We start from the raw sequence: 21526 nt of genomic DNA, 5'->3' as shown, positions 1-21526 counted from the left end.
TTAATAGATACCTTGTGCTTCCATTGCTGTAGCGACTTTCTTGAAGCCCGCAATATTAGCTCCCAAAACAAAATCATCTTCATAGCCGTATTCTTTAGCAGCCTGTTTGATATTTTGATAGATCTTTTGCATGATCTCTTTTAATTTTTCATCCGTCTGTTCAAAGGTCCAACTCAAACGTTCTGAGTTTTGGCTCATTTCCAGCGCTGAAACAGCGACTCCACCAGCATTAGCCGCTTTACCAGGAACAAATAAAACACCATGCTCTTGTAAGTATTTTGTTGCTTCTAAGGTCGTTGGCATGTTAGCCCCTTCTGCCACAGCTAGGACCCCATTTTCGACTAACTGTTTTGCGTCAGCCAAATGTAATTCATTTTGGGTCGCACACGGTAGCGCTACATCAGCTTTAACGCTCCAAACACCATGTCCCTCATGATATTTAGCCGAAGCACGCTTGGCCACATATTCTGTCAAACGCGCCCGTTTAACTTCTTTTACTTCTTGTAATAAAGCGACATCGATCCCCGCTGGATCATGGACCCAACCGGTCGAATCTGAACAAGTTACAACCTTAGCGCCAAGTTCTTGCGCTTTCTTGATCGCATAGATCGCCACATTACCGGCACCTGAAACAGTTACTATTTTACCACGTAGACTTTGATCGTGATCTTTTAGTAATTCATCGACCAAATACAATAAACCGTAACCTGTCGCTTCTGTTCGGGCTAAAGAACCACCGTATTCGAGTCCTTTGCCCGTCAAGACACCTTCATAGACACCCTTTAAGCGCTTGTATTGGCCGAAAAGATAGCCGATCTCACGTGCCCCAGTTCCGATATCACCAGCTGGTACGTCCATATCAGCCCCGATATATTTAGCTAGTTCAGTCATAAAGCTTTGACAAAATGCCATGATCTCGCGGTCTGATTTTCCCTTAGGATCAAAGTCACACCCACCTTTACCGCCACCAATTGGTAAGCCAGTCAAAGCATTTTTAAAGATCTGTTCAAAGCCCAAAAACTTGATGATACTTAGGTCAACTGAAGGGTGCAACCGTAAACCACCCTTATATGGTCCGATCGCATTGTTGAATTGAACTCGATATGCATTATTGACTTGTGTTTGACCTGCATCATCGACCCAAGCGACCCGGAAAAGCAATTGCCGATCAGGGGTGGTCAAACGTTCCAAGATCGCTTGCTTACGATACTTTTCCTCGTCGCGCTCGATCACTGGTCGAAGCGATTCTAAAACCTCTTCGACCGCCTGCTTGAACTCAGCTTGTTCTGGATTTTGCTTTGCTACACGTGCTAAAACTTCATCGACATATCCCATCTCTTATCCCTACTATTAAATAAACGTAGAAAAATACATTACTGTATTTTGAAAGACTTTAATAGTTTTTCCTTTCTTGAAGATCGTAGTATTTGGTGGCATCTACGTTTGACTTTCTGCTGCTCAAATTCTATTTCTAATTCTACCCTAATGTATATTTAAAATTCAAGTCCTATTCCCCAAATTAAACTCATATTAAAGTTTAAAAACTAATTTGTTATATTTTGCATCTATACATAATTCACTCCAGACAAAAGTTGAATTTTTCAAAAAAACTGAATTTTTTCAAGGCTTTTAGCTTGTTTTATTTAGATATATTAGCTAAACTTAAAAATATCTTGATTGCAACCAATTTGTACTGGAGGTGAAATTAATGTTAAAGGAATTTAAAGAATTTATTGGCCGAGGTAATGTTTTAGACTTAGCTGTCGGGGTTATCATCGGTAGCGCATTTACTGCAATCGTTAACTCACTTGTTACTAACTTGATCAATCCGTTTATCGGGTTATTCCTCGGTAAGATCGACCTTTCTGATCTTCAACTTGCGATCGGCGGTACGACCTTCAAATTTGGGGTCTTCTTGAACGCCGTGATCAACTTCTTGATCATTGCTTTTGTTGTCTTCTTGATCGTTAAAGCAGTCAATAAAGTTATGCCTAAGAAAGTCGAAGAAGAAGTTGAAGAGACTGGTCCAGAACCAGAGATCGAACTTTTATCTGAAATTCGTGATTTATTGAAAGATAAAAAATAAACATTGATCCTCCAAATTAAGGTATACTTATCAAGAACCTTAATTTGGAGGCTTTTTATGTATCATTTTATTATCAACCCCTGTGCTGGCAATGGATGCGCTCGGAAAAGTTGGCCTAAAATACAAAAGCAATTACACCAACTAAATGTAAAGTATAGCTACTATTTGACCACATCAAGTACAGATCTAAAACAGCACCTACGCCGGCAAGCACAGCTAAAGCCAACTACTATCTTTGTGATCTTAGGTGGTGATGGTACGCTTTATCACTCCTTAAATGCCGTAGCCTTTCCCACCAAATTAGATGTTACTTTAGGATACATCCCCTGTGGCTCTGGCAACGATTTTGCCAAAGCCGCTCAGATCTCTACCGACCCCAACAAATCTTTAGCTCAGCTCTTAGCTCAAAAAACGCCCCATACGCTTGATCTAGGATACTTTAAGACTTCAAATCATACTGGTGTTTTCTCAAATAATTTAGGGCTTGGCTTTGATGCCCGGATCGTCGAAATGACGAATAATTCACGTTTAAAAAAGCAGCTAAATAAATTACACTTAGGTAAATTCGCCTATGCTGCTTGTTTTTTCAAAGCGCTCAGACGCCAAAAAGCATTCGAAGTGACGGTGGTATCGCCGGATTTTCCAGCTAAAAATTTTTCACATGCCTTTTTGTGTACGATCACTGATCAACCGTATTTTGGCGGTGGTGTTGCGCTTTTCCCCAAAGCACGATTAGATGATGGAAACCTTACCTTGGTCGTGATCGAAAAAAAGAATTTATTAAATTTCTTAAGCATCTTTTTATTGATGCTTTTACCCGGAACTTATCATCTTCAGGCCCGCTCACTTAGCTTCTATATAACTAAACAGCTTGAACTGACCACTACTGCCCCCCAGATCATTCAAGTTAATGGAGAAACATTTACCTTTCCACCAGGCGACTTACGCTTAGAAATAAAGCAACAAAAATTTATATTTTAAAAAATATAGCTATTTTTTCTTGAATACGTTAAACTTATATTATCAAATAAATACGGGGGAATATTCGTGAAAAAAAGATTAGTCCAAACACCTTGGTTTTATTGGCTCGTTTTAGTCATTGCGCTAGAATTGATTGCCATTTCAGTCAACTTCTTCTATGCCCCGATCAATATTGCGGCCGGTGGAGCAACGGGACTTGCAATCTTGTTAGACGCTGCTTTTGGGATCAATCGCTCGTTGACAGTTTTACTCATCAATTTACTGATGATCTTAGCTGCTTGGTTATTGCTCGACAAAAAGACTGTTAAAAATATCATCTATGGTAGTTTCCTTTTACCACTGTTAATGTATATCACTCCCAGTCAAAAGATAATTGAAGATGATCTATTAGCCGTGATCGTTGGCGGAGCCGTCTTTGCGCTCGGGGTAGCTGCCCTTTATCGGATCAACGCTTCCAGTGGCGGGACAACTGTTCCACCGATGATCTTTAAAAAGTATTTCCATATCAATCCTGCGTTTTCACTTTTAGCGATCGATATGCTAGTCACCTTTTTTAATATCTTTGTTTCCGGTTTGAATGCCTTTTTCATGGCTTCATTTTCACTGGTCATCACCTCGATCGTCATGCGTTATACCGAAGCTGGTCTTGACCACAAATATCAGATCCAAGTGATGAGTCAAACTAAACTCCCTGAGATCAAAAAAATGCTCGAATCTGAAGACCATGCCATGACGATCTTCAATGTTCGTGGTGGTTATTCAGCTAACGAAAAAGAATTATTGATGGCGGTCATCGACAATCAAAGCTACGGTCCATTACTAGCTGCGATCCATGATATTGATCCCGATGCTTTTATCATCGCTTCAAACGTTGTTAAAGTTCACGGTGGGACATTTGGGATCTAGTTTTTCAAAAGTTATGTTGCGACATAGCTTTTTTATTTTACCCAACGTTGACAACGTGTCACTTTATTGTTATGCTTAGAGCGTAAATTACTTTTATACTTTTAAGGAGGTACACTATGGTTTCACCGACATTCAAAAATCTTGCCCCTGAAAAAAAAGAGCGCATCAATGCTGCTCTCTTGACGGAATTTTCCACTTATCCACTAAAAGACGCCCAAGTCGCCCGGATCGTCAAAGATGCTCAGATCGCGCGCGGGGCTTTTTACAAATATTTCACTGACTTAAACGAAGCTTATGACTATCTTTACCACTTAGCGCTAGTTGATATCCATGCCGATCTTAAGTCAAGTTCACCGCAAGCGCTCCTCAACGCAACGCGCGCTTTTATCACGGCTTCACTAAAAAGCCCCTATTACGATCTGCTCAAGTTACATTTGACTGTAAATGAATTACCTTTAGCTTTTGCCGACCCTAGCCTTTCTGCTACTCGCTGGGCGTTAGCGACTTTGAGCCATCAAGCCTTAAGAGAAGCCTTAAATGATCCGCAAAATAAAGAACTCTATCTTGAGCGCTTGGAGAAAAGCATTGCCTTGCTTTCTCCCCTAGATAACTAAGAAAGGAAGTTTCACTATGTATCTAGCACTAAAAGAGATCAAACATGAAAAGATCCGTTATTCATTGATCATCGCGATGGTCGTTTTGATCAGCTATCTCGTCTTTATCCTGACCAGTCTTGCGCTCGGATTGGCGCACGAAAATACTTATGCGATCAAAAGTTGGGATTTTGAAAAGATCGCCTTGAACCGTGATGCCGATGTCAATTTGCGTCAATCACTGCTCACAAAAGAGCAGATAAACGAACTTAAATTGACTAAAAATGAAGCCGTGATCGGACAAGCCCCCATCATTGTCAAAGAAAAGGGACGCCAAAAACTCTCGGCTACATTTGTTGGGCTAGAGAGATCTCAGTTCGTCTATCAACAATTAAAGGCAAGCTCGGGGCATCTTCCCAAAACTAAGCAAGAAGTCGTCGTCGATGATAGTTTCAAAAATGACGGCTATAAACTTGGAGATAAAGTATATTTCAACTCCCAAACAACACCCTATACGATCACTGGCTTTATAAAAAATGCCAAGTTAAATGTTTTACCCGTTGTCTATGGTTCACTAACTGCTTGGTCTGAACTAAAAAACGTTGGTCCTAACTTTGCTGCCAGCGGGGTCTTATCCAAAGATCCTGATTTTAAAGTCACTGATCCGCAACTGCAAGTGGCCACACAACAAGCTTTGATCGATAAATTACCTGGCTACAGTGCTCAAAATAGCACTTTTACCTTTATGATCGCTTTTTTGATGATCATCTCTTTGATCGTGATCGCCGTTTTCTTATATATCATCACGATCCAAAAACTCCCCAACTACGCAGTCTTGCGGGTCCAAGGGATCGCTAACAAAGTCTTAATCCAAAATACGATCGGGCAATCTTTTATCTTAGTCGTTACAGGCTTGATCATTGGAGCTTTGCTGACCTTAGCTACCGCCCTGGTGATCCCAGCAAATGTTCCGATGACTTTTGATCTAAAATTCTTAAGTCTAGTTTCTGTCGGACTCGTTTTAACATCAGTTTTGGGTTCCTTGATCCCAGTCAGAGCGATCTTGCGGATCGATCCAGCCCAAGCGATCGGAGGTTGATTTTATGTCAGTAATTGAATTTAAAAATGTTAACAAATATTTTGGCAGTGGTTCAGCTAAAGTTCATGCCCTTAAAGATATCGATTTTTCAGCTGATAAAGGTGAATTTGTCTTGATCTTAGGGCCTTCTGGTTCAGGGAAAAGTACTTTTTTAACAATTGCCGGTAACATTTTAAGTCCTAGTAGTGGCTCTGTTTTGATCAATGGAAAAGAGATCGCTGCCTATAGCAACAAAGAAAGAGAACAACTCCGCTTGAATCAGATCGGTTTTGTTTTACAAGCTCATAATCTCGTTCCTTATTTAACGCTCAAAGAACAGTTTGAACTGGTCGATCGCGTCAAAAAGACGGGCAATCTAAGTCCAGCCGAACTTGAACGGCTGTTAGCTCACCTTGAGATCGCTGAACTCAAAGATAAATATCCCAATGAACTTTCCGGTGGTCAAAGTCAACGCGCTGCGATCGCCCGGGCGCTCTACACTGACCCGGAGATCGTTTTAGCCGATGAACCAACGGCTGCGCTCGATAGTCAGCGCGTCAAAAAAGTTGGTACGATCTTACAAGCCTTAGCTAAGCAACAAAATAAAGCCGTCATTACTGTAACGCATGATCTTCGCTTGATCGAACAAGCCGACAAGATCTATGAACTGACGGACGGACAATTAGTTCAAAAAAAATAAGCCTAAAAAAAACGCCAGTAACGGCGTTTTTTTTTAGGCTTTTAAATTAACGAGTTGAATAGTTTGGCGCTTCTTTTGTGATCTGAACATCGTGTGGATGTGATTCACGTAATCCAGCACCTGTGATCTGAACAAATTGAGCATTGTCGTTTAGATCTTTCAAGTCAGCTGCGCCTACGTAACCCATACCAGCACGTAGACCACCATCCATTTGGTAGATAATATCGGCTACGCTACCTTTATAAGCAACACGGCCTTCGATCCCTTCTGGAACTAACTTGTTAGCTTCATTGACCCCACTTTGGAAGTAACGATCAGATGAACCGTGTGTTGAATCCATTGCGCCTAAGCTACCCATACCACGATATGTCTTGAAACGACGACCTTCGTAGATGATCGTTTCACCGGGTGCTTCATCAGTTCCGGCTAACATTGAACCTAACATAACAGCATTCCCACCAGCGGCGATCGCTTTGACGATCTCACCTGAATACTTGATACCACCGTCAGCAATGATCGTTTTACCATATTCACGCGCTACACTAGCAGCATCATAGATCGCTGTTAATTGTGGAACACCGACCCCGGCAACGATACGTGTTGTACAGATAGAGCCTGGTCCGATACCAACTTTAACGACATCAACACCGACATCAAACAATGCACGTGTGGCTTCAGCAGTAGCTACGTTTCCGGCGATCAAAGTTGCATCTGGGAAATGTTCTCTGATCTCTTTGATCTTGCGGATAACACCAGCTGAATGGCCATGAGCTGTATCAATGACTAAAGCATCAGCCCCAGCATTCAATAATGCAGTTGCACGTTCAAATGTATCACTTGTTACCCCCACAGCGGCAGCAACTAACAAACGCCCATGTTCATCTTTAGCGGCATCTGGGAATTCGACCACTTTTTCGATATCCTTGATCGTGATCAAACCAGTTAATTCGCCAGCTTCATTGACGATCGGTAATTTTTCGATCTTATGTTGTTGTAAGATCGCTTCAGCTTTTTCTAAAGAGGTTCCCTCTGGTGCAGTGATCAAGTTGCCCTTGGTCATAACTGCACCGATCTCAACATTGTGATCAGACACAAAACGAATGTCACGGTTTGTGATGATCCCACAGAATTTACGACTATCCATGGATTCAACGATCGGCACCCCGCTGATACGATACTTAGCCATCAAGCCTTCAGCTTCAGCTACCGTGTGCTTTGGTGTCAAGAAGAATGGATCAATGATAACGCCACTTTCAGAGCGTTTTACCTTGTTGACTTCATCTGCTTGTTGTTCGATCGTCATATTTTTATGGATAACACCTAAACCACCTTGGCGAGCCATTGCGATCGCCATTGAAGATTCAGTAACTGTATCCATACCAGCACTGATGATTGGGATATTTAATTTCAAATTTTTTGCGAGCTGAACACTCAAATCGACCTCATTTGGCAAAACATTACTTTCTGCCGGTATCAATAACACGTCATCAAACGTTAAACCTTTTTTTGTAAACTTAGTATCCCAATTGGACATCGTAAACTCTCCTTTGTTTTAAATTATTATATTGTATTATAATTTACAAAAAAATCTTTACAATTGCAAGTTTTTCTCACCTTATTTTTTGGAAAAATCTTTAATTTTACCGAAATTTTTTTCTAATCTTCGGGATCTACTGGAAACGCCTGGAGTTTTTCCAGCATTTCAAGCGGCAGTGGCTGTTCAAAGAGCAGATCCATCGCCACTGCTTTTTTAGGTTTATTTTTAGTACCTAGTTCAACTTCGCGTACACTTTTAGCGATGATCTTAGCTTCCCCCACATAGTAAAATTCAGCACCAAAAGCATCACTTGGCTTGATAAAGAGTGGCAACTTAACATATGGGTCCCCAGTTTTAACACCTGCTAAAAGTTCTTTTACCTCTTTTGACGCTAATGATCTAGGGCTTCGCGTATACCAGCGGATCGCACGGTCATCTGTCAAGACATTTTGATAACCCTGCTTTTCTTTTTGGTAGGTGATAAATATCGGGCACACATCATCGACCACACGATAACCATAGAGCGGGGCACTGATATCCTTAGGCCAATCTAACAAGCGACATACATCTTTACGCGTATATTTTTGATACAGTGTAAAACGCTTTTGCGCCTGATAAGCTTGACTCAGCAAAAGCCCCGTTTCAATAATATCTACAACGTGTTGTTTAAATGCTGGCTGCAACAATGCTTCACTAAATGCGCTACTTAGACGATATTTACCTTGTTCAAGTACGATCAAAGGTTTAGCACCATAGGTTTCAGAGCGTAATTTCTTGCCTGCTTTGACTTCAAAAAAGCGCAGTGACAAGATCGCATTTACCGAGTCCAAGACCGCATCATCCACATAGCATCCCGCTTTAGTCAAGCGTTCGCAATAGTCAGCTTGCGTCACTTCGGCTATCAATAATTGTTGTAACAGCAATAGTTCATGTTTACGCATTCCATTCATCAATTCTTTTTCTAGAAAAGCGATAACTTGTTTAGCGTAATGCGATAGTTCTTGCTTTACACCTAGCTTATCCAAAAAATCGGCATAGCTGACTAAGGTGTTACCTTGCGTAAAAATCTGAGGATCTAGTTGACTGCTCTGATAAAAATCGCGTCGCATCGGTATGCGCCCTAATTTTTGGGATAATTCAAAATAAGCTTCTTTTAGGTGCTTAAGTGAATCAAGTTTAGTTCTAGCGATCACAGCTAAGATCTTTTGATAGGCGATCTCATCAAAATTGATCGTGGATAGGCCATAGACGACCTGCTCTTTTAAGTCAGCGACCAAACGATCTTTATTCAAAGAACGATCATTTGTCAAAGCTTGGGGGATCAGATAGTTGTTTTGGTAGTTACCGATAAAATCTAAGATCAATGCGCTCGTTTTCCCGGGAAATAATCTCAATCCCCGGCCCAATTGTTGGGTAAAGACGATCTTTGAACGCGTATCGCGTAACAAAATTATCTGATCGACACAGGGAATATCGATCCCTTCATTGAAGATATCAACTGAGATCAAATATTTTACGGCACCCCTTTCTAAGCGGGCAACGGCTTGTTCTCTTTTAGCAACACTATCTTCATTGGTCAAGGCTTGACTCGGATACCCAGCAGCTGTAAAGGCTTCGGCCAGCGCTCTTGCTTCTTGTTGGCGGCTGCAAAAAACTAAGCCCCCCCGACTTTTAGTACTACCATAATATTCTAATTGCTTTAGAATATGGGCAACACGCTCAGGTGCAGCTAACTGCTTGAGCGGTGTCTTTTCGGTGATCATTTCGCCTTCATATTCATAGTCAGTCACACCTACATAGTCAAATGGACATAATAATTCAGCCGTCAAAGCTTCATCCAATGAGATCTCATAGGCTAGATTGTAATCAAAGCTACGATACACATTGAAATCATCCATGCGTTCTGGCGTTGCGGTCATCCCTAAGCAAAAGGCCGGCGTAAAATGATCCATCACTTTTTGAAAAATAGGTGCCCCTAAATGATGGGCTTCATCAAACAAGATGTAATCAAACTCAGTCGGCAAAAATTGAGCTAAGGCTTCGTCTTTAGCCAGTGATTGGACTGTAGCAAATAAATATTTAGCCTCAGTTTCATGCTTTTTACCAGAATATGTGCCAAAATCACTGGCTGGACCGCCGATGACTTTTTGAAAACTAGCTTTGGTCTTTTCTAAGATCTGTTCACGATGAACGACATACAAAAAGCGCTTAGGGGCATAAGCTTTAACATCAAAAGCACCTAAGTAAGTCTTCCCCGTTCCCGTAGCTGAAACGACTAACCCCTTAGTACTGCCCTGAGCTCGTAAATTAGCCAATTGCAGTAATGCTTCTTTTTGCATTCGATTAGGTAGCAGTTTTTCTTTTTTGGTAGCAGCTGGTCTCACTGGTGGACGGTAGCGTGCTTGATAAGCTACGATCCAGTCAGTAGTCAGATCAATTGCATCTTCAGCTAGTCGCTTCAAGATCTGCGCTAATTGTTGCGTAAAATCAGCTTGTTCTGCACTAGTCACCCGTAAAGTCAATTCACAGTTTTTCAATAAAGCATTTCGCGTAAAATTAGCACTTCCTACGTAAGCTGTTTGCTGTGGACCATGCCAAAAGAAATAACCTTTCATATGGAAAGCTTCCTTAGTCACGATCTTAGTCGTAACATTGGGTAACTTCAACAGCTCCGTAAACACAGCGGGCGCATTGAATCCCAAATAATCAGCCGTTAAGATCGTTCCGGTCACACCTTTTTTGGCTATACGGGCCAAAACAGCTTTTAGTGGCACTAACATATCAACGGTCAAAAAGGCTGGCGCTAGGACAAAATGATCACACGTCAATAATTCTTGTTGTAAGTGACTCCACAATGTCTCGGTCGGTTGATTAGTCAATAATTTAGGCACTGGCCCATCTAACTTAGGTGCATATTTGCTGTCATATAAACCAGCTAAGATCGCATTTTTAAATTCTTCACTCATTCAAATTTCCTCAGATCTGTTTGTTTGATGACCTCTAGAACTGGCTCAGAGGGCTTGAGCCAAGTAACACTTTCCAGTTGCTCTGGTGTCAACCACCGGTACTCACTAGCAGCCACCAATTTTAAATTATATGTCTTTAGTTTTGTCCAAAAGAAATCGATCTCTAACTCACCATACGGCGTCTCAAAATGCCGGGAAACATCGATCCGCTCCAACACTTCACACTGATCACCTAGTTCTTCGGCAACTTCTCTTTGACAAGCTTGCTTTGGTGTTTCTCCGGGTTCGAGTTTACCACCAGGGAATTCCCAAAAGCCTCCGCCAAGACGTTCATTTTTCCGCTTGGCAGCTAAGATCTTGCCCTCTGAAACGATCACAGCAGCTGCTACTTTTATCATTAGATCACCTCATCAAACTATATTTTGAGCAACTTTTTAGATTTTAAAAAAGAAGAAATCAAGTTTTTCCTTGATCTCTTCTCATTGTTTAACTCTCGGTTTTTTCTTCAGTTTCTTGGTGGGGGCTGACTTCCATCCATTCGATATAGTTTCGGCTAAAATCGGTAACTTTGATGTCAAAGTCGCCCAACGTAATGACGGTCCCCAATTCAACTTTATAATTTTCCAAAAGATAACCTGCGATCGTTACACTTTCAGCTTCTTGGAAATCATTGGTATAGAAATCAAAGAAGCGTTGGAAATCATAAAGAGTCGTCTTCCCTGAAACACGATAGGTCCCATCATGGTTATCCACGATATCTTCTTGGATCACATCATCAGCTTCATCACGCACCGTGCCAAATAGTTCTTCATAGATATCACGGTCAGTTACGATCCCACTAGTTCCACCGTATTCGTCTAACACAACTACGATCGGTGTTTGCTTTTGGACCATACTTTGCAGTAATTTTTGGATCGGAGTGACCTCTGGGACGGTAATGATCGTCCGCATCAATTTACTTACCCGAACTGTATCATCGACTTGAGCTTGACGGATCATATCATAGATATAGACATACCCCAAGATCTTATCCTTATCGTTATTAGCGACCACTGGATAACGCGTATACTTTTTATGCAGATACTTTTCGATCACATCATGTACTGTATCTGTGATATCAACGACCTCTAAACTCGTCCGGTCGACCATGATATCTTTAGCGACCTTATCGTTGAATTCAAAAGCACGTTGCATATATACAAAATCATCTTTATCGATCGCACCACCAGTCACCGCATTACGTGAAATACTCAAGATCTCACTTTGCGATAAGACATCCTGACCTTCACCAGCTGGTTTTAATCCGACTAAGCGCACGATCCCGGAAGCTGAGGCGTTCAGCAACCACACAAATGGGTAAAATACCACGTGGAAGTAATGCAGTGGCGTTACAATGAACATCATCACTTTTAATGGCATATCGATACTGATATTTTTAGGCACGATCTCGGTCACGACCACTTCAAGATACGTTAAGATCACGACCCCTAAGATCGCACTGATCGCCACAGTTGTCGCATGGTTGATCGGCATGAAACCTAAAACATCCGTCAAGATCTTAGTCAAGGTATCAGCCCCGATCCAACCTAAAATGATCCCTGTTGTCGAGATCCCGACCTGGGTCGTTGAAAGATACTCATTCATGTTGGTGACCATCTTTAAGGCTAATTTAAGCTTCCGTTGGTTTCCTTCTCCATTCTCTAACGCACTTTCGATCGCACTTTTACGTACTGATACGATCGCAAACTCAGCCGCCACAAAGAAAGCAGCAAAATAAAAAACAATCAAGATGATGATCAGATTCGTTATCGCCTGACCACTAGACATATTAACTCCATCTCCATTCAAAAAATAGTTATCTTGTTTGATTCTGGCTCCCACAGCTCTATCACAGTAACAGTCAAAGTCCAGTCTCGTTTCTACTATAGATAATCATATCATTTTTTTAAACAAAAAGCACCTAGACGAATAAACCTAGGTGCTTTAGGGCAATTATTTAGTTGCTGGGATCACAGCGCCGTCAAATTCTTTTTCGATCCATTTTTGAGTTGATTTGGATTGAAGTACTTTGACTAATTTCTTGACCGCTTTGTTGTTCTTTTCACTCTTACGAACAGCAATGATATTTACATAAGGTGAATTCTTCTTTTCTAATGCGATCGCCTTCTTAGTAGGATCGATCCCAGCTTGAACTGCATAGTTAGCATTGATGACTGTTGCATCAGCTTCGTTTGATTCATAAAGTTTAGGCATCAATTTAGCTTCAAATGTGTGCTTGAACTTGATATTTTTCTTGTTAGTTTTGATATCTTCAAAGGTTGCACTCGTCAAGTTTGTCCCTTTCTTCAAGGTGATCAATCCAGCATCTTTAAAGATCTGTAAGACACGACCATAGTCAGCCACATTACTTGAAACATAAACTGTTGCGTTCTTTGGTAAGTCTTTTAGACTCTTATATTTCTTGGAGTAGACCCCGATCGGCTCAAGGTGAACACCACCAACATTGATCAAAGTCCCTTTATTTTTCTTGTTCCAGTTATCCAAAAATGGTACGTGTTGGAAGTAGTTAGCATCCAATTCTTTATTAGCTAAAGCCTTGTTTGGCAAGATATAGTCATTAAAAACTTTAACTTTTAGATCAACGCCTTGTTTTTTCAATTCAGGTTTCACATGTTCTAAGATCTTAGCATGTGGTTCCGCTGAAGCCCCGACGGTCAAAGTTGTGTCTGCTTTAGCTGTGTTGGCTACCCCTAAAAGTAGGGCTGTGGCTGCAACTGTAATACCTAATAAATGCTTGATACCTTTTTTCATAGTGATCTCCTCCATAAATGTTTATTTTTTATAATTACTAACTAACGCTTGTCGATCTTGCGAACTGAAAAGTCGCCTAGATATTGGAAGACAAAGACGATGACCACGATCACCGCTGTAGCAGCTAAAGTGATCGCATTGTTGTAAGATTGGAACCCGTCAGTGTAGGCTAACTGTCCTAAACCACCAGCTCCGATCGCACCGGCCATAGCAGTGTATCCGATCAATGAGATCGCTGTGACTGTGATCCCAGAAACTAAAGCTGGTAGACTTTCAGGGATCAAAACTTTGTAAACGATCTGCCATTTGGTTGCTCCCATCGCATCAGCGGCTTCGATCACGCCCCCATCAACTTCATGGAAGGCTAACTCAACTAGGCGAGCATAAAACGGAGCGGCTGAGATGACTAACGATGGGATCGCTGCTTTAGCACCCGTGATCGCCCCTACAATTACCTGAGTAACTGGGAGTAACAAGACGATCAAGATGATAAAGGGGATCGAGCGGAAAACATTGACGAACAATGCCACGATCCAATTTAAAGCTCTAACTGCAAAACTCTTACTATCTGATGTTTCATAAAGCAACAGACCTAATAACAATCCTAAAATTGCTACAATTGCCACCGAAACAACGGTCATCCAGACTGTTTCCCAAGTGGCGGCCCAAAGATCGGGCCAATTCACATTTTTAAATTCAAAATATGATGCTAAACCTTGACTATCCATGTTCGATCACCTTCGCTTCCACTTCAAGTTTTTCTAATAAAGTCAACGCTTCTTTGATCTGTTCAACTGGTCCCACTAATTGAACGAATAATGAACCGATCGTCCCTTTATCCGCTAACTGATGGATCGAACCCTCTAAGATACTGATCTCTAGTTCAGGGAAATTCTTACTCAATTCATTGATCACAGGGCGTTCAACTTGTTGACCGTGGAACTTGAGCTCAACTAGCTTACCTTGTGGATTTTTCTCAAGCAAGTTAGCGACAACTTGTTTGACATCAGTTGTTTGTTTGGTATCAACTTCAGCACTGACAAAGCGTTTGGTCAACTCTTCTTTTGGATGTGTGAAGACTTCTGATACGGGGCCTTCCTCGATCACTTGGCCATTTTCCATCACGGCAACTTTATCGGCTAAACGACGGATAACATGCATTTCATGGGTGATGATCACGATCGTCAAATTAAGTTTTTCATTGATCTCATCGAGTAGATCTAAAACTTCATCGGTCGTTTGAGGATCAAGCGCACTGGTTGCTTCATCCGAGATCAAAATGTCTGGATCGGTCGCTAACGCACGTGCGATCCCGACCCGTTGCTTTTGGCCCCCAGAAAGTTGGGAAGGATATGCGTTGATCCGTTCACCTAAACCAACTAGATCTGCTAAATGCTTAGCTTTCTTGTGGCGTTCTTCTTTAGCGACACCTATTAATTCAAGCGGAAATTCAATATTTTCTAAAACAGTTCGTGACCACAAGAGGTTAAAATGTTGAAAAATAATACCGATCTTCTTTCTTTGATCACGTAACTCTTTGCCTTTTAAATTGTCGATCCGCTTACCATTGATGATCACTTCACCACTGGTCGGTGTTTCCAAGCCATTCAACATGCGGACTAATGTACTCTTACCGGCGCCAGAGAAACCGACGATCCCGTAAACTTCGCCCGCGTTGATGGTCAAGTCAACATTTTTGACCGCATCAACTTGACCACTGGCAGTCGCAAAAGTCTTTGAAACTTGCTTAAATTCAATCATTTGATCACTACTTTCTCATCGTTAATTTTAAAATTAGGGCAAAAAAAAAGCTTCCATCCCTAAAAGGACGAAAACTCGCGGTACCACCTTATTTTTCTACTTCTTCACAAAAGTAGACTCATCAACTACTAACTCTAAATCAGTAGTCTCAAATTATATCGCATTAAAACGGACCGCAAGCTTGCACCAACGATCAGACTCCGAGCTCATCTTCATCTCTTCTTTCGATCCCCCTTTTCAGCAACCGAGGGTCTCTGTCTATCTACTCCAACAGACTACTCTTCTCATCAACGTCTTTAAATATTTAGTTATCTTTGTTGCTTTGATATTATCTTTATTTCTTTAATTTGTCAATAAATTTTTTAATATTTTTTTGAAAAATATTTGTCATCAGCAAAAATCACTTGATATCACTGGGTTTTACTCTCAAAATAAAATTATAAAAAACTAACCTAACTGATACTTTATTATTAAATTACTTTTATATCAAAAAGTTCCAAACTCCGCTCGAAGTTTGGAACTTTAGTTTATTCAGCTGGTACTTTTTCTTTTTGGGCTTTATTTTCTTGGATCTGTTTTAGACTTTCAGCGACAGCGACCATTACAGCATCTTGGCCTTGTCCTTTGGCGAAGTCACTTGCCGGACAGATCTGCATAATATGTAGCCCCGATACATTCAAATCAGGTGAAACAACTACCAGATAGACATTCACTGGAACTACTGCCTCGGGCTCATCAAAGAAATTAGCGACCCGATTGATATTCTCAAAGGGTAAATTAATGATCCCCGTCTCAAGTCGGATATAGATCGGTTCGTCACTACCTTCGATCGAAAGCTCAGCTTGTCCCAGTTGACCTTGCTTGATTGTGTCCATCATCTTTTCCATGATCGGAGCTAAGCTATCTGCAATTCCTAGATCTTCAACTTGTGCAAGTGTAGCTAAGATCGTATCTCGATTAAATTTTTCTTCTGTGACTGTTGTGATAAAATCACTGACTTTGATTTCCATTATTTCACACCCCAATTAAATCTCAGTGAACATTCTACACAAAAAGTCTCCAAATTACAAAATTTTATATCACAACTTTAAAGATTCTTATCCATATCGAAGGTCAATTTGGATAATTCTAGTCCGCCAGTGATGCAATCAGCGATCGCTTTCATCGTCAGCTCTCGCATTTTAGCCACGATCTGATAATTTTGCTTCGTCAAATAGGTCGTTGCTTCTTCACCGTTCAAATCAGCTACTCCATTGTCGACTTCACTGAGCAAACGGTGTAAAACTTCACGTGTTTGGATCAGATAATCGCGATTTTTTTGTATAAATTGCGTGTAATGCGATTCAGTCAGCATCGATAACGTCCGATACATCCAATAAGCACTGGTGATATCATAATCCAATGGCGTTTGGCTCCAGCTTGGATCAGTATCAGTCGCATTCGTATAGAATGGCACATATGGGGTAAATGTTGGGACCCCAAAGCAGATCCACATCAAGGCTGCATTTTTAGCTGGGACATCATTTCTGATCTGTAAAACATGCGAATTTTGGGTCCGGTTCAATGAGATCGGGCGAAATTTGAGCTTATCAGCTTGACTACCATGTCCCAAAGGATCGTATTTAGTTTCGTTGTAGTGAGAAGCTAAAATATATGTCAGATCTTCAACTTTCAACAACCGCTTAGAACGGCAGATAAATGGTAGATCACTTGATTGTGGATCTTGTTCGATCTCTGGGTTAAAGCAACGTTGACCATACCATACCCGGGGCGTATTGTAATGTCGATCTTTTTCATTGTCAGTCCCAAAGATCTTTCTAAAATTAAACGTCGACTTATCGGGATTCAAGTGGTATTTTTCTACAAATTCTTGTAAACCTTCTGACCACAAATAGTTTTGGGGGTCATTAAAATCTATGTAATCTTGTGCAACTTGATTGGCAGCGATCGCATACGCATCATCGGGGATCTTCGTTGCAGCCCAATGGTGTCCCGTTACGATCTCCATATACCAAACTTCATCTTTATCCGCGAACAAAACACCATTACCTTCAGGCGAACCATATTTTTTGATCAATTTACCTAAGTATAAGACGCCTTCCCGGGCTGAATCGATAAATGGTGCGACCATTGATTGTAAGGAATCCTCAGCTAAACCATCCTCGACAAAGGGATCGTGGGCTAGAGCTAACGGATTACCATAAACAGATTCGGTCGCTGACATTGCAACATTTTTCTCATTGATCGAACTTTCACCAAAGTAGCCTAACCCTTCAACATCGACATTGGGTGTCATCGTCGCTCGATAGCCATCAGCTGGCAGTGGGGCTTCAAACCCATTTTGTGTTGAGCGCCATATCTCTTGGCGACCATGCACTGCCGGTTGCATGATAAAGCGTTGTGGTGTCAGTGGTAAAAACGTGTCGTCATTGCGCGCGATCATCGTTGATCCATCGATCGTGGCTTTCTTTCCTACTAAGATCGTCGTACATGCTTGTTCATTCATAACTTATCATATCCTTCCTGACACTTTAAAAGTTTACACCTTAATTTTTCCTAATGCTACTACAATTAATTTTAGAAATCTGTATAATAGATAGTGACAATACTTACTAAAGAATAGAATAGACTAAAATATGAAACCACAAAGTTCTCGCTTTTATTTGAGTCTCGCGATTGCTGTGATCATCTGCGGTGCCTTTTTGATCTACCGTGTAACTAAACAATCACCAACTTCAACAACGACTCAAGCACAGATAACTGAAAAAACTCAAGCGACTAAAGCTACAGTTGCTAAAAAAACAACTGCTTCTGAGAGTAAGACCATGCGAACCCCGATCGATTGGCAAAAGTCTTCTGAAACCAAACCTTATCCTGATCTAGACCAAGTCAGTGATTTTTGGGTCAAGGTCGATCTTAAAAAGAATCGGACTTACCTAATGTCAGGCGATAAAGTGATCTATACGATGTATTCGTCTGGCGGGAGTTATCATCACGCTGAAGAAACTGGTAAATACGAAAGTTACACCCCAACTGGTACTTTCTACATCGAACCCGAACGCGGTGATTCATTTTACAACACATCCCTAAATGAAGGGGCTAATAATTGGGTCTCATTCAAAGACCATGGGATCTACCTCTTCCATTCGGTCCCAACGGATGCTTCTGGCAATTACAACGTCAAAGAAGCTAAAAAGCTAGGTAAAAAATCCGCTTCTCACGGTTGCATCCGTCTAAGCATTCCTGATTCAAAATGGATGTCAGAAAACTTAAAAACCGGTACAAAAGTCGTGATCAACGGCTAATAAAAAAGGCTCACATCGAAAAATCTCGATGTGAGCCTTTTTTATCAATCTTTCATATACTCCCATGCATCATGCTTAGGATCATTATCTTCGACCACGACTTTTGTTTTAGCTGGAAGGTTATCCATGATCCACTTAGCATCAGCTACACTCAAACGAATGCTACCATATGCTTTGACATTGTGTTTTTTGGTCACCTTTTGCCCTAACATTTTAGCTTGACTTTCGATAACTTTTCCCGCCTGATCAAATGGCACTGACTCAAAGCGATATGCACCATATCCTCTAAACGATGTCCAGTATTTAGCTCCATAGCCCTTCGTCGCGTCGTAGAATTCTTCACCACGTTCCTTCTGAAGCTTAAAATCTCCAGTTGGTGTTTCTTGATAATTCTTGACATTTTCAAAATTTTTCCCGATCGAAGCATACATCGTGTATAACGTATATGGTCCTTGGCGCACGTAAACGCGTTGTTTATTTGGTGAGACCAATAACCAGATCTTTTGCTCGAGCTTTTTAGACTTGACAGCCTGACTTACATCAGGATATGGCAAGGTCTCTGACGGCTGGTCCCAAGCGATCGGTGTTCGCATATGCTTTTTTTGTTCCCGCAAAAGCTCTTTTTTTCGTTTCTCTTCTTGCTTATCAAGTTTTGCTTGACGCTCAACTTTTAGCGCATTTTTTTCTTCGGCACGGTGAATATATACCGCACTATATCCTGCAAGTCCAACTAAAATAATTGCAACTGCCCAATGGATCCAACTTGCTTTTTTCATAATTAAAGTGATCCTTTCTTAACTAATTGACCTTAATTCAATATAAGGATAAGCCTGGAAAATGTCAACTTTATCAGCGTTTTAGCTGGATATTTTCCACATCAAATATCTTATCGATCCAACCAGCATAAAATGAAGCTTCGTGAGTGACCAGCAAAACATTTCCTGGGAAATTCATCAAGGCTTGTTTTAAGGCCTGCTTAGTCTCATCATCAAGATGATTTGTCGGTTCATCTAAGATCAAGAAATTACTTGGTTTCAATTCCAGCAAACACAATTTGACCTTAGTCTGTTCGCCCCCACTCAATAACTTCATCGGTTTGAGTGTATTAGCCACATTGATCCCCGCCCGAGCTAAGCGTTGCCGGATCATCTTGGGCTCAAGTTTAGGATAGGCATCTTGTAAGACTTGGAGCGGCGTTTGTTCGGGGTCTTGCCACGTTAACTATTGGGTAAAGTAATTGATCACCGCCGCATCAACAAATTGGGCCGTCCCGCCAAAAGTTTTGATCTTGCCTAAGATCGATTTGATCAACGTTGATTTTCCGACTCCGTTAAATCCCTTAAGTACGACTTTTTCCCCGTGACTCATCGAAAACGTCACTGGTTCGGGCAACGGTTTGTTATATCCCACCGATAACTTTTTGACCCGCAAAGTCGCACTTGAAAGCAGTTCTAGATATGGGAAGTTGAAATGAGCTTGGAGATTATCACTTGGTGGCGTCAAGCGCTCTAATTTATCCAGTCGTTTTTGCCGTGATTTAGCCATTGCAGCGCGTGTCCCCGCTTTATTTTTGCGAATATAAGCCTCGTCTTTTTCTATCTGGCGTCGTTGTTTTTCATAAGCCTTGAGTTGAACTTCTTTTTTGACTTCTTTTTGTTTGATCGCAGCTTGGAAACTACCGGTATATTTCGTGATCTTACCAAATGCCACATCAATGATCATATTAGTGATTGCTTCTAAAAAGTCATAATCGTGTGAGATGACCATAAAGCAACCCGAAAATTCATTTAGATAACCGATCAACCACTCGATATGTTCAGTATCCAAATAGTTTGTCGGTTCATCTAAGAGTAAAACATCGGGTTCTTCCAATAATAATTTAGCTAAAATGATTTTAGAACGTTGCCCGCCAGAACAACTGCTGACTTGAGGTTCTTTACCTAGGGCATCGATCCCTAGCCCGGTCATGACTTGATCGATCTTGACATCCAAACCATAAAAATCAGCTGCTTCTAACTGTTCTTGGTATTTACCCGCTTTGGCCAATAAAGCATCGTCAAAAGTTGTTGCGTAATCAGCATAGCACTTAGCTTGTTTAGCTTCGATCTCGTATAATCCCTTAAACACACTCTGCAAAAAGTCACCAATAGTCAGATTATGCGCTGATTCTGCATATTGATCGAGATAACCGATCTTTTTGCCACGTTGCCACTTGATCTGCCCTTCATCCGGTAAAGTCTGGCCCGTGATCAAGCGGATCAAAGTCGATTTTCCCGCACCATTTTGGCCGATAACTCCCATATGGTCTTCTTTGTTCAAGACAAATGAAGCTTGATCATAAAGTTGCTTATCCGCATAACTCATCGAGAGATCTGTTACTTCTAAAATACTCATTTCAATTCATTCTTTCTACTCAAATCTTTCGCTAATTATACCATAGAACCGCTATTTTTAAAGAACTACTATAATTTACCCTTGATATTTAGGAAGTTTTTCGCTAAAATATAAAGTTGCATGAGTAATGAAGGGAGGGACTACCATGTCACAAAATACACACGTAGGCGTTGGTAACGACCGCCGCCCAGTTAACAACAAAAACGTTAAGAAGCGTCGTGCAGAACATCAAGCTGTATTGAGTTTCTTAAAGGAACGCGAAGAAGCTGAAAAAGCTGCTAAATAATTGAGCACCACATGACATACTAGTGGAGCTCTGACCGGGATATCTTAACTGCAGGATCACTCGCGAGATTTTGCTGATAACCCGGGAAAAGTTCAATTAATTGAATACAAATAGCTCCACAT

General features: G+C 41.1%; 19 protein-coding genes and 1 pseudogene. 8 read left to right on the top strand and 12 right to left on the bottom strand.

What is annotated here, in order from left to right; all coding sequences use genetic code 11:
- Positions 1–1335, bottom strand: coding sequence for an NADP-specific glutamate dehydrogenase (gene gdhA / locus FC30_RS02635; RefSeq protein WP_010688463.1), 1335 nt, complete (start codon positions 1333–1335; stop codon positions 1–3).
- Between the two features lie 373 nt (positions 1336–1708).
- Here gdhA and mscL point away from each other — a divergent pair, with 373 nt between their 5' ends.
- The 6 genes from mscL to FC30_RS02605 all read left to right on the top strand — a co-directional run bounded on the left by mscL (position 1709) and on the right by FC30_RS02605 (position 6344).
- Entirely contained in the window at positions 1709–2086 is a 378-nt protein-coding gene (gene mscL, locus FC30_RS02630) for a large-conductance mechanosensitive channel protein MscL (protein WP_010688464.1), read from the top strand.
- Positions 2087–2143: 57 nt separating this feature from the next.
- Positions 2144–3067 (top strand): diacylglycerol/lipid kinase family protein, encoded by a 924-nt coding sequence (locus tag FC30_RS02625; RefSeq protein WP_056938463.1) that lies wholly within the window; start codon positions 2144–2146, stop codon positions 3065–3067.
- A 66-nt stretch (positions 3068–3133) separates the two neighbouring features.
- Positions 3134–3973: a YitT family protein gene (locus FC30_RS02620; protein WP_010688470.1), complete on the top strand. Its 840-nt coding sequence runs from the start codon at positions 3134–3136 to the stop codon at positions 3971–3973.
- Positions 3974–4089: 116 nt separating this feature from the next.
- Complete coding sequence (locus tag FC30_RS02615; RefSeq protein WP_010688472.1) at positions 4090–4587, top strand: TetR/AcrR family transcriptional regulator; 498 nt, start codon at positions 4090–4092, stop codon at positions 4585–4587.
- A 16-nt stretch (positions 4588–4603) separates the two neighbouring features.
- On the top strand, positions 4604–5665 hold the full coding sequence (locus FC30_RS02610) for an ABC transporter permease (RefSeq protein WP_010688474.1): 1062 nt from the start codon (positions 4604–4606) through the stop codon (positions 5663–5665).
- A gap of 4 nt (positions 5666–5669) precedes the next feature.
- Entirely contained in the window at positions 5670–6344 is a 675-nt protein-coding gene (locus tag FC30_RS02605; RefSeq protein WP_035448429.1) for an ABC transporter ATP-binding protein, read from the top strand.
- 46 nt (positions 6345–6390) lie between these two features.
- Here FC30_RS02605 and guaB read toward each other — a convergent pair whose 3' ends face one another.
- From guaB to FC30_RS02560, 9 genes are all read right to left on the bottom strand, one after another.
- A complete protein-coding gene (guaB, locus tag FC30_RS02600; protein WP_010688477.1) occupies positions 6391–7878 on the bottom strand; it encodes an IMP dehydrogenase in 1488 nt (495 codons plus the stop codon).
- Positions 7879–8000: 122 nt separating this feature from the next.
- Positions 8001–10847 carry a DUF3427 domain-containing protein gene (locus FC30_RS02595; RefSeq protein WP_010688478.1) on the bottom strand — a complete coding sequence of 949 codons (2847 nt, stop codon included), beginning with the start codon at positions 10845–10847 and terminating at the stop codon, positions 8001–8003.
- Positions 10844–11245 (bottom strand): (deoxy)nucleoside triphosphate pyrophosphohydrolase, encoded by a 402-nt coding sequence (locus tag FC30_RS02590; RefSeq protein WP_005917899.1) that lies wholly within the window; start codon positions 11243–11245, stop codon positions 10844–10846. Before FC30_RS02590 ends, FC30_RS02595 begins: the two co-directional genes overlap by 4 nt.
- Before the next feature lie 88 nt (positions 11246–11333).
- Entirely contained in the window at positions 11334–12674 is a 1341-nt protein-coding gene (locus FC30_RS02585; RefSeq protein WP_010688479.1) for a hemolysin family protein, read from the bottom strand.
- Positions 12675–12839: 165 nt separating this feature from the next.
- Positions 12840–13658 (bottom strand): MetQ/NlpA family ABC transporter substrate-binding protein, encoded by an 819-nt coding sequence (locus tag FC30_RS02580; RefSeq protein ID WP_010688480.1) that lies wholly within the window; start codon positions 13656–13658, stop codon positions 12840–12842.
- Positions 13659–13699: 41 nt separating this feature from the next.
- Entirely contained in the window at positions 13700–14386 is a 687-nt protein-coding gene (locus FC30_RS02575) for a methionine ABC transporter permease (protein WP_010688483.1), read from the bottom strand.
- Positions 14379–15419, bottom strand: coding sequence for a methionine ABC transporter ATP-binding protein (locus FC30_RS02570; protein ID WP_010688485.1), 1041 nt, complete (start codon positions 15417–15419; stop codon positions 14379–14381). Before FC30_RS02570 ends, FC30_RS02575 begins: the two co-directional genes overlap by 8 nt.
- A gap of 527 nt (positions 15420–15946) precedes the next feature.
- The gene (locus FC30_RS02565; RefSeq protein WP_010688487.1) at positions 15947–16429 is read right to left on the bottom strand and encodes a hypothetical protein; all 483 of its coding nucleotides are present in this window, start codon (positions 16427–16429) and stop codon (positions 15947–15949) included.
- Between the two features lie 77 nt (positions 16430–16506).
- Positions 16507–17925 carry a C69 family dipeptidase gene (locus tag FC30_RS02560; RefSeq protein ID WP_010688489.1) on the bottom strand — a complete coding sequence of 473 codons (1419 nt, stop codon included), beginning with the start codon at positions 17923–17925 and terminating at the stop codon, positions 16507–16509.
- A 130-nt stretch (positions 17926–18055) separates the two neighbouring features.
- Here FC30_RS02560 and FC30_RS02555 point away from each other — a divergent pair, with 130 nt between their 5' ends.
- A complete protein-coding gene (locus tag FC30_RS02555) occupies positions 18056–18724 on the top strand; it encodes a L,D-transpeptidase (RefSeq protein ID WP_010688491.1) in 669 nt (222 codons plus the stop codon).
- A 44-nt stretch (positions 18725–18768) separates the two neighbouring features.
- On the opposite strand, the gene FC30_RS02550 is transcribed toward FC30_RS02555, so the two are convergent.
- Both FC30_RS02550 and FC30_RS02545 read right to left on the bottom strand, forming a co-directional pair.
- A complete protein-coding gene (locus FC30_RS02550) occupies positions 18769–19500 on the bottom strand; it encodes a L,D-transpeptidase (RefSeq protein WP_010688493.1) in 732 nt (243 codons plus the stop codon).
- A gap of 73 nt (positions 19501–19573) precedes the next feature.
- Positions 19574–21118 (bottom strand): annotated as a pseudogene (locus tag FC30_RS02545) (ABC-F family ATP-binding cassette domain-containing protein).
- A 145-nt stretch (positions 21119–21263) separates the two neighbouring features.
- Between FC30_RS02545 and FC30_RS09575 the strand changes: the two are divergent.
- Complete coding sequence (locus FC30_RS09575) at positions 21264–21404, top strand: hypothetical protein (protein ID WP_004051430.1); 141 nt, start codon at positions 21264–21266, stop codon at positions 21402–21404.
- Positions 21405–21526 lie beyond the last annotated feature (122 nt).

This window comes from Ligilactobacillus animalis KCTC 3501 = DSM 20602 (assembly GCF_001434535.1).
In the GTDB taxonomy this organism is placed as follows: Bacteria; Bacillota; Bacilli; order Lactobacillales; family Lactobacillaceae; genus Ligilactobacillus; species Ligilactobacillus animalis.
The sequence above is the reverse complement of the archived record's forward strand: the minus strand, read 5'-3'. Positions and strand labels throughout refer to the sequence as shown.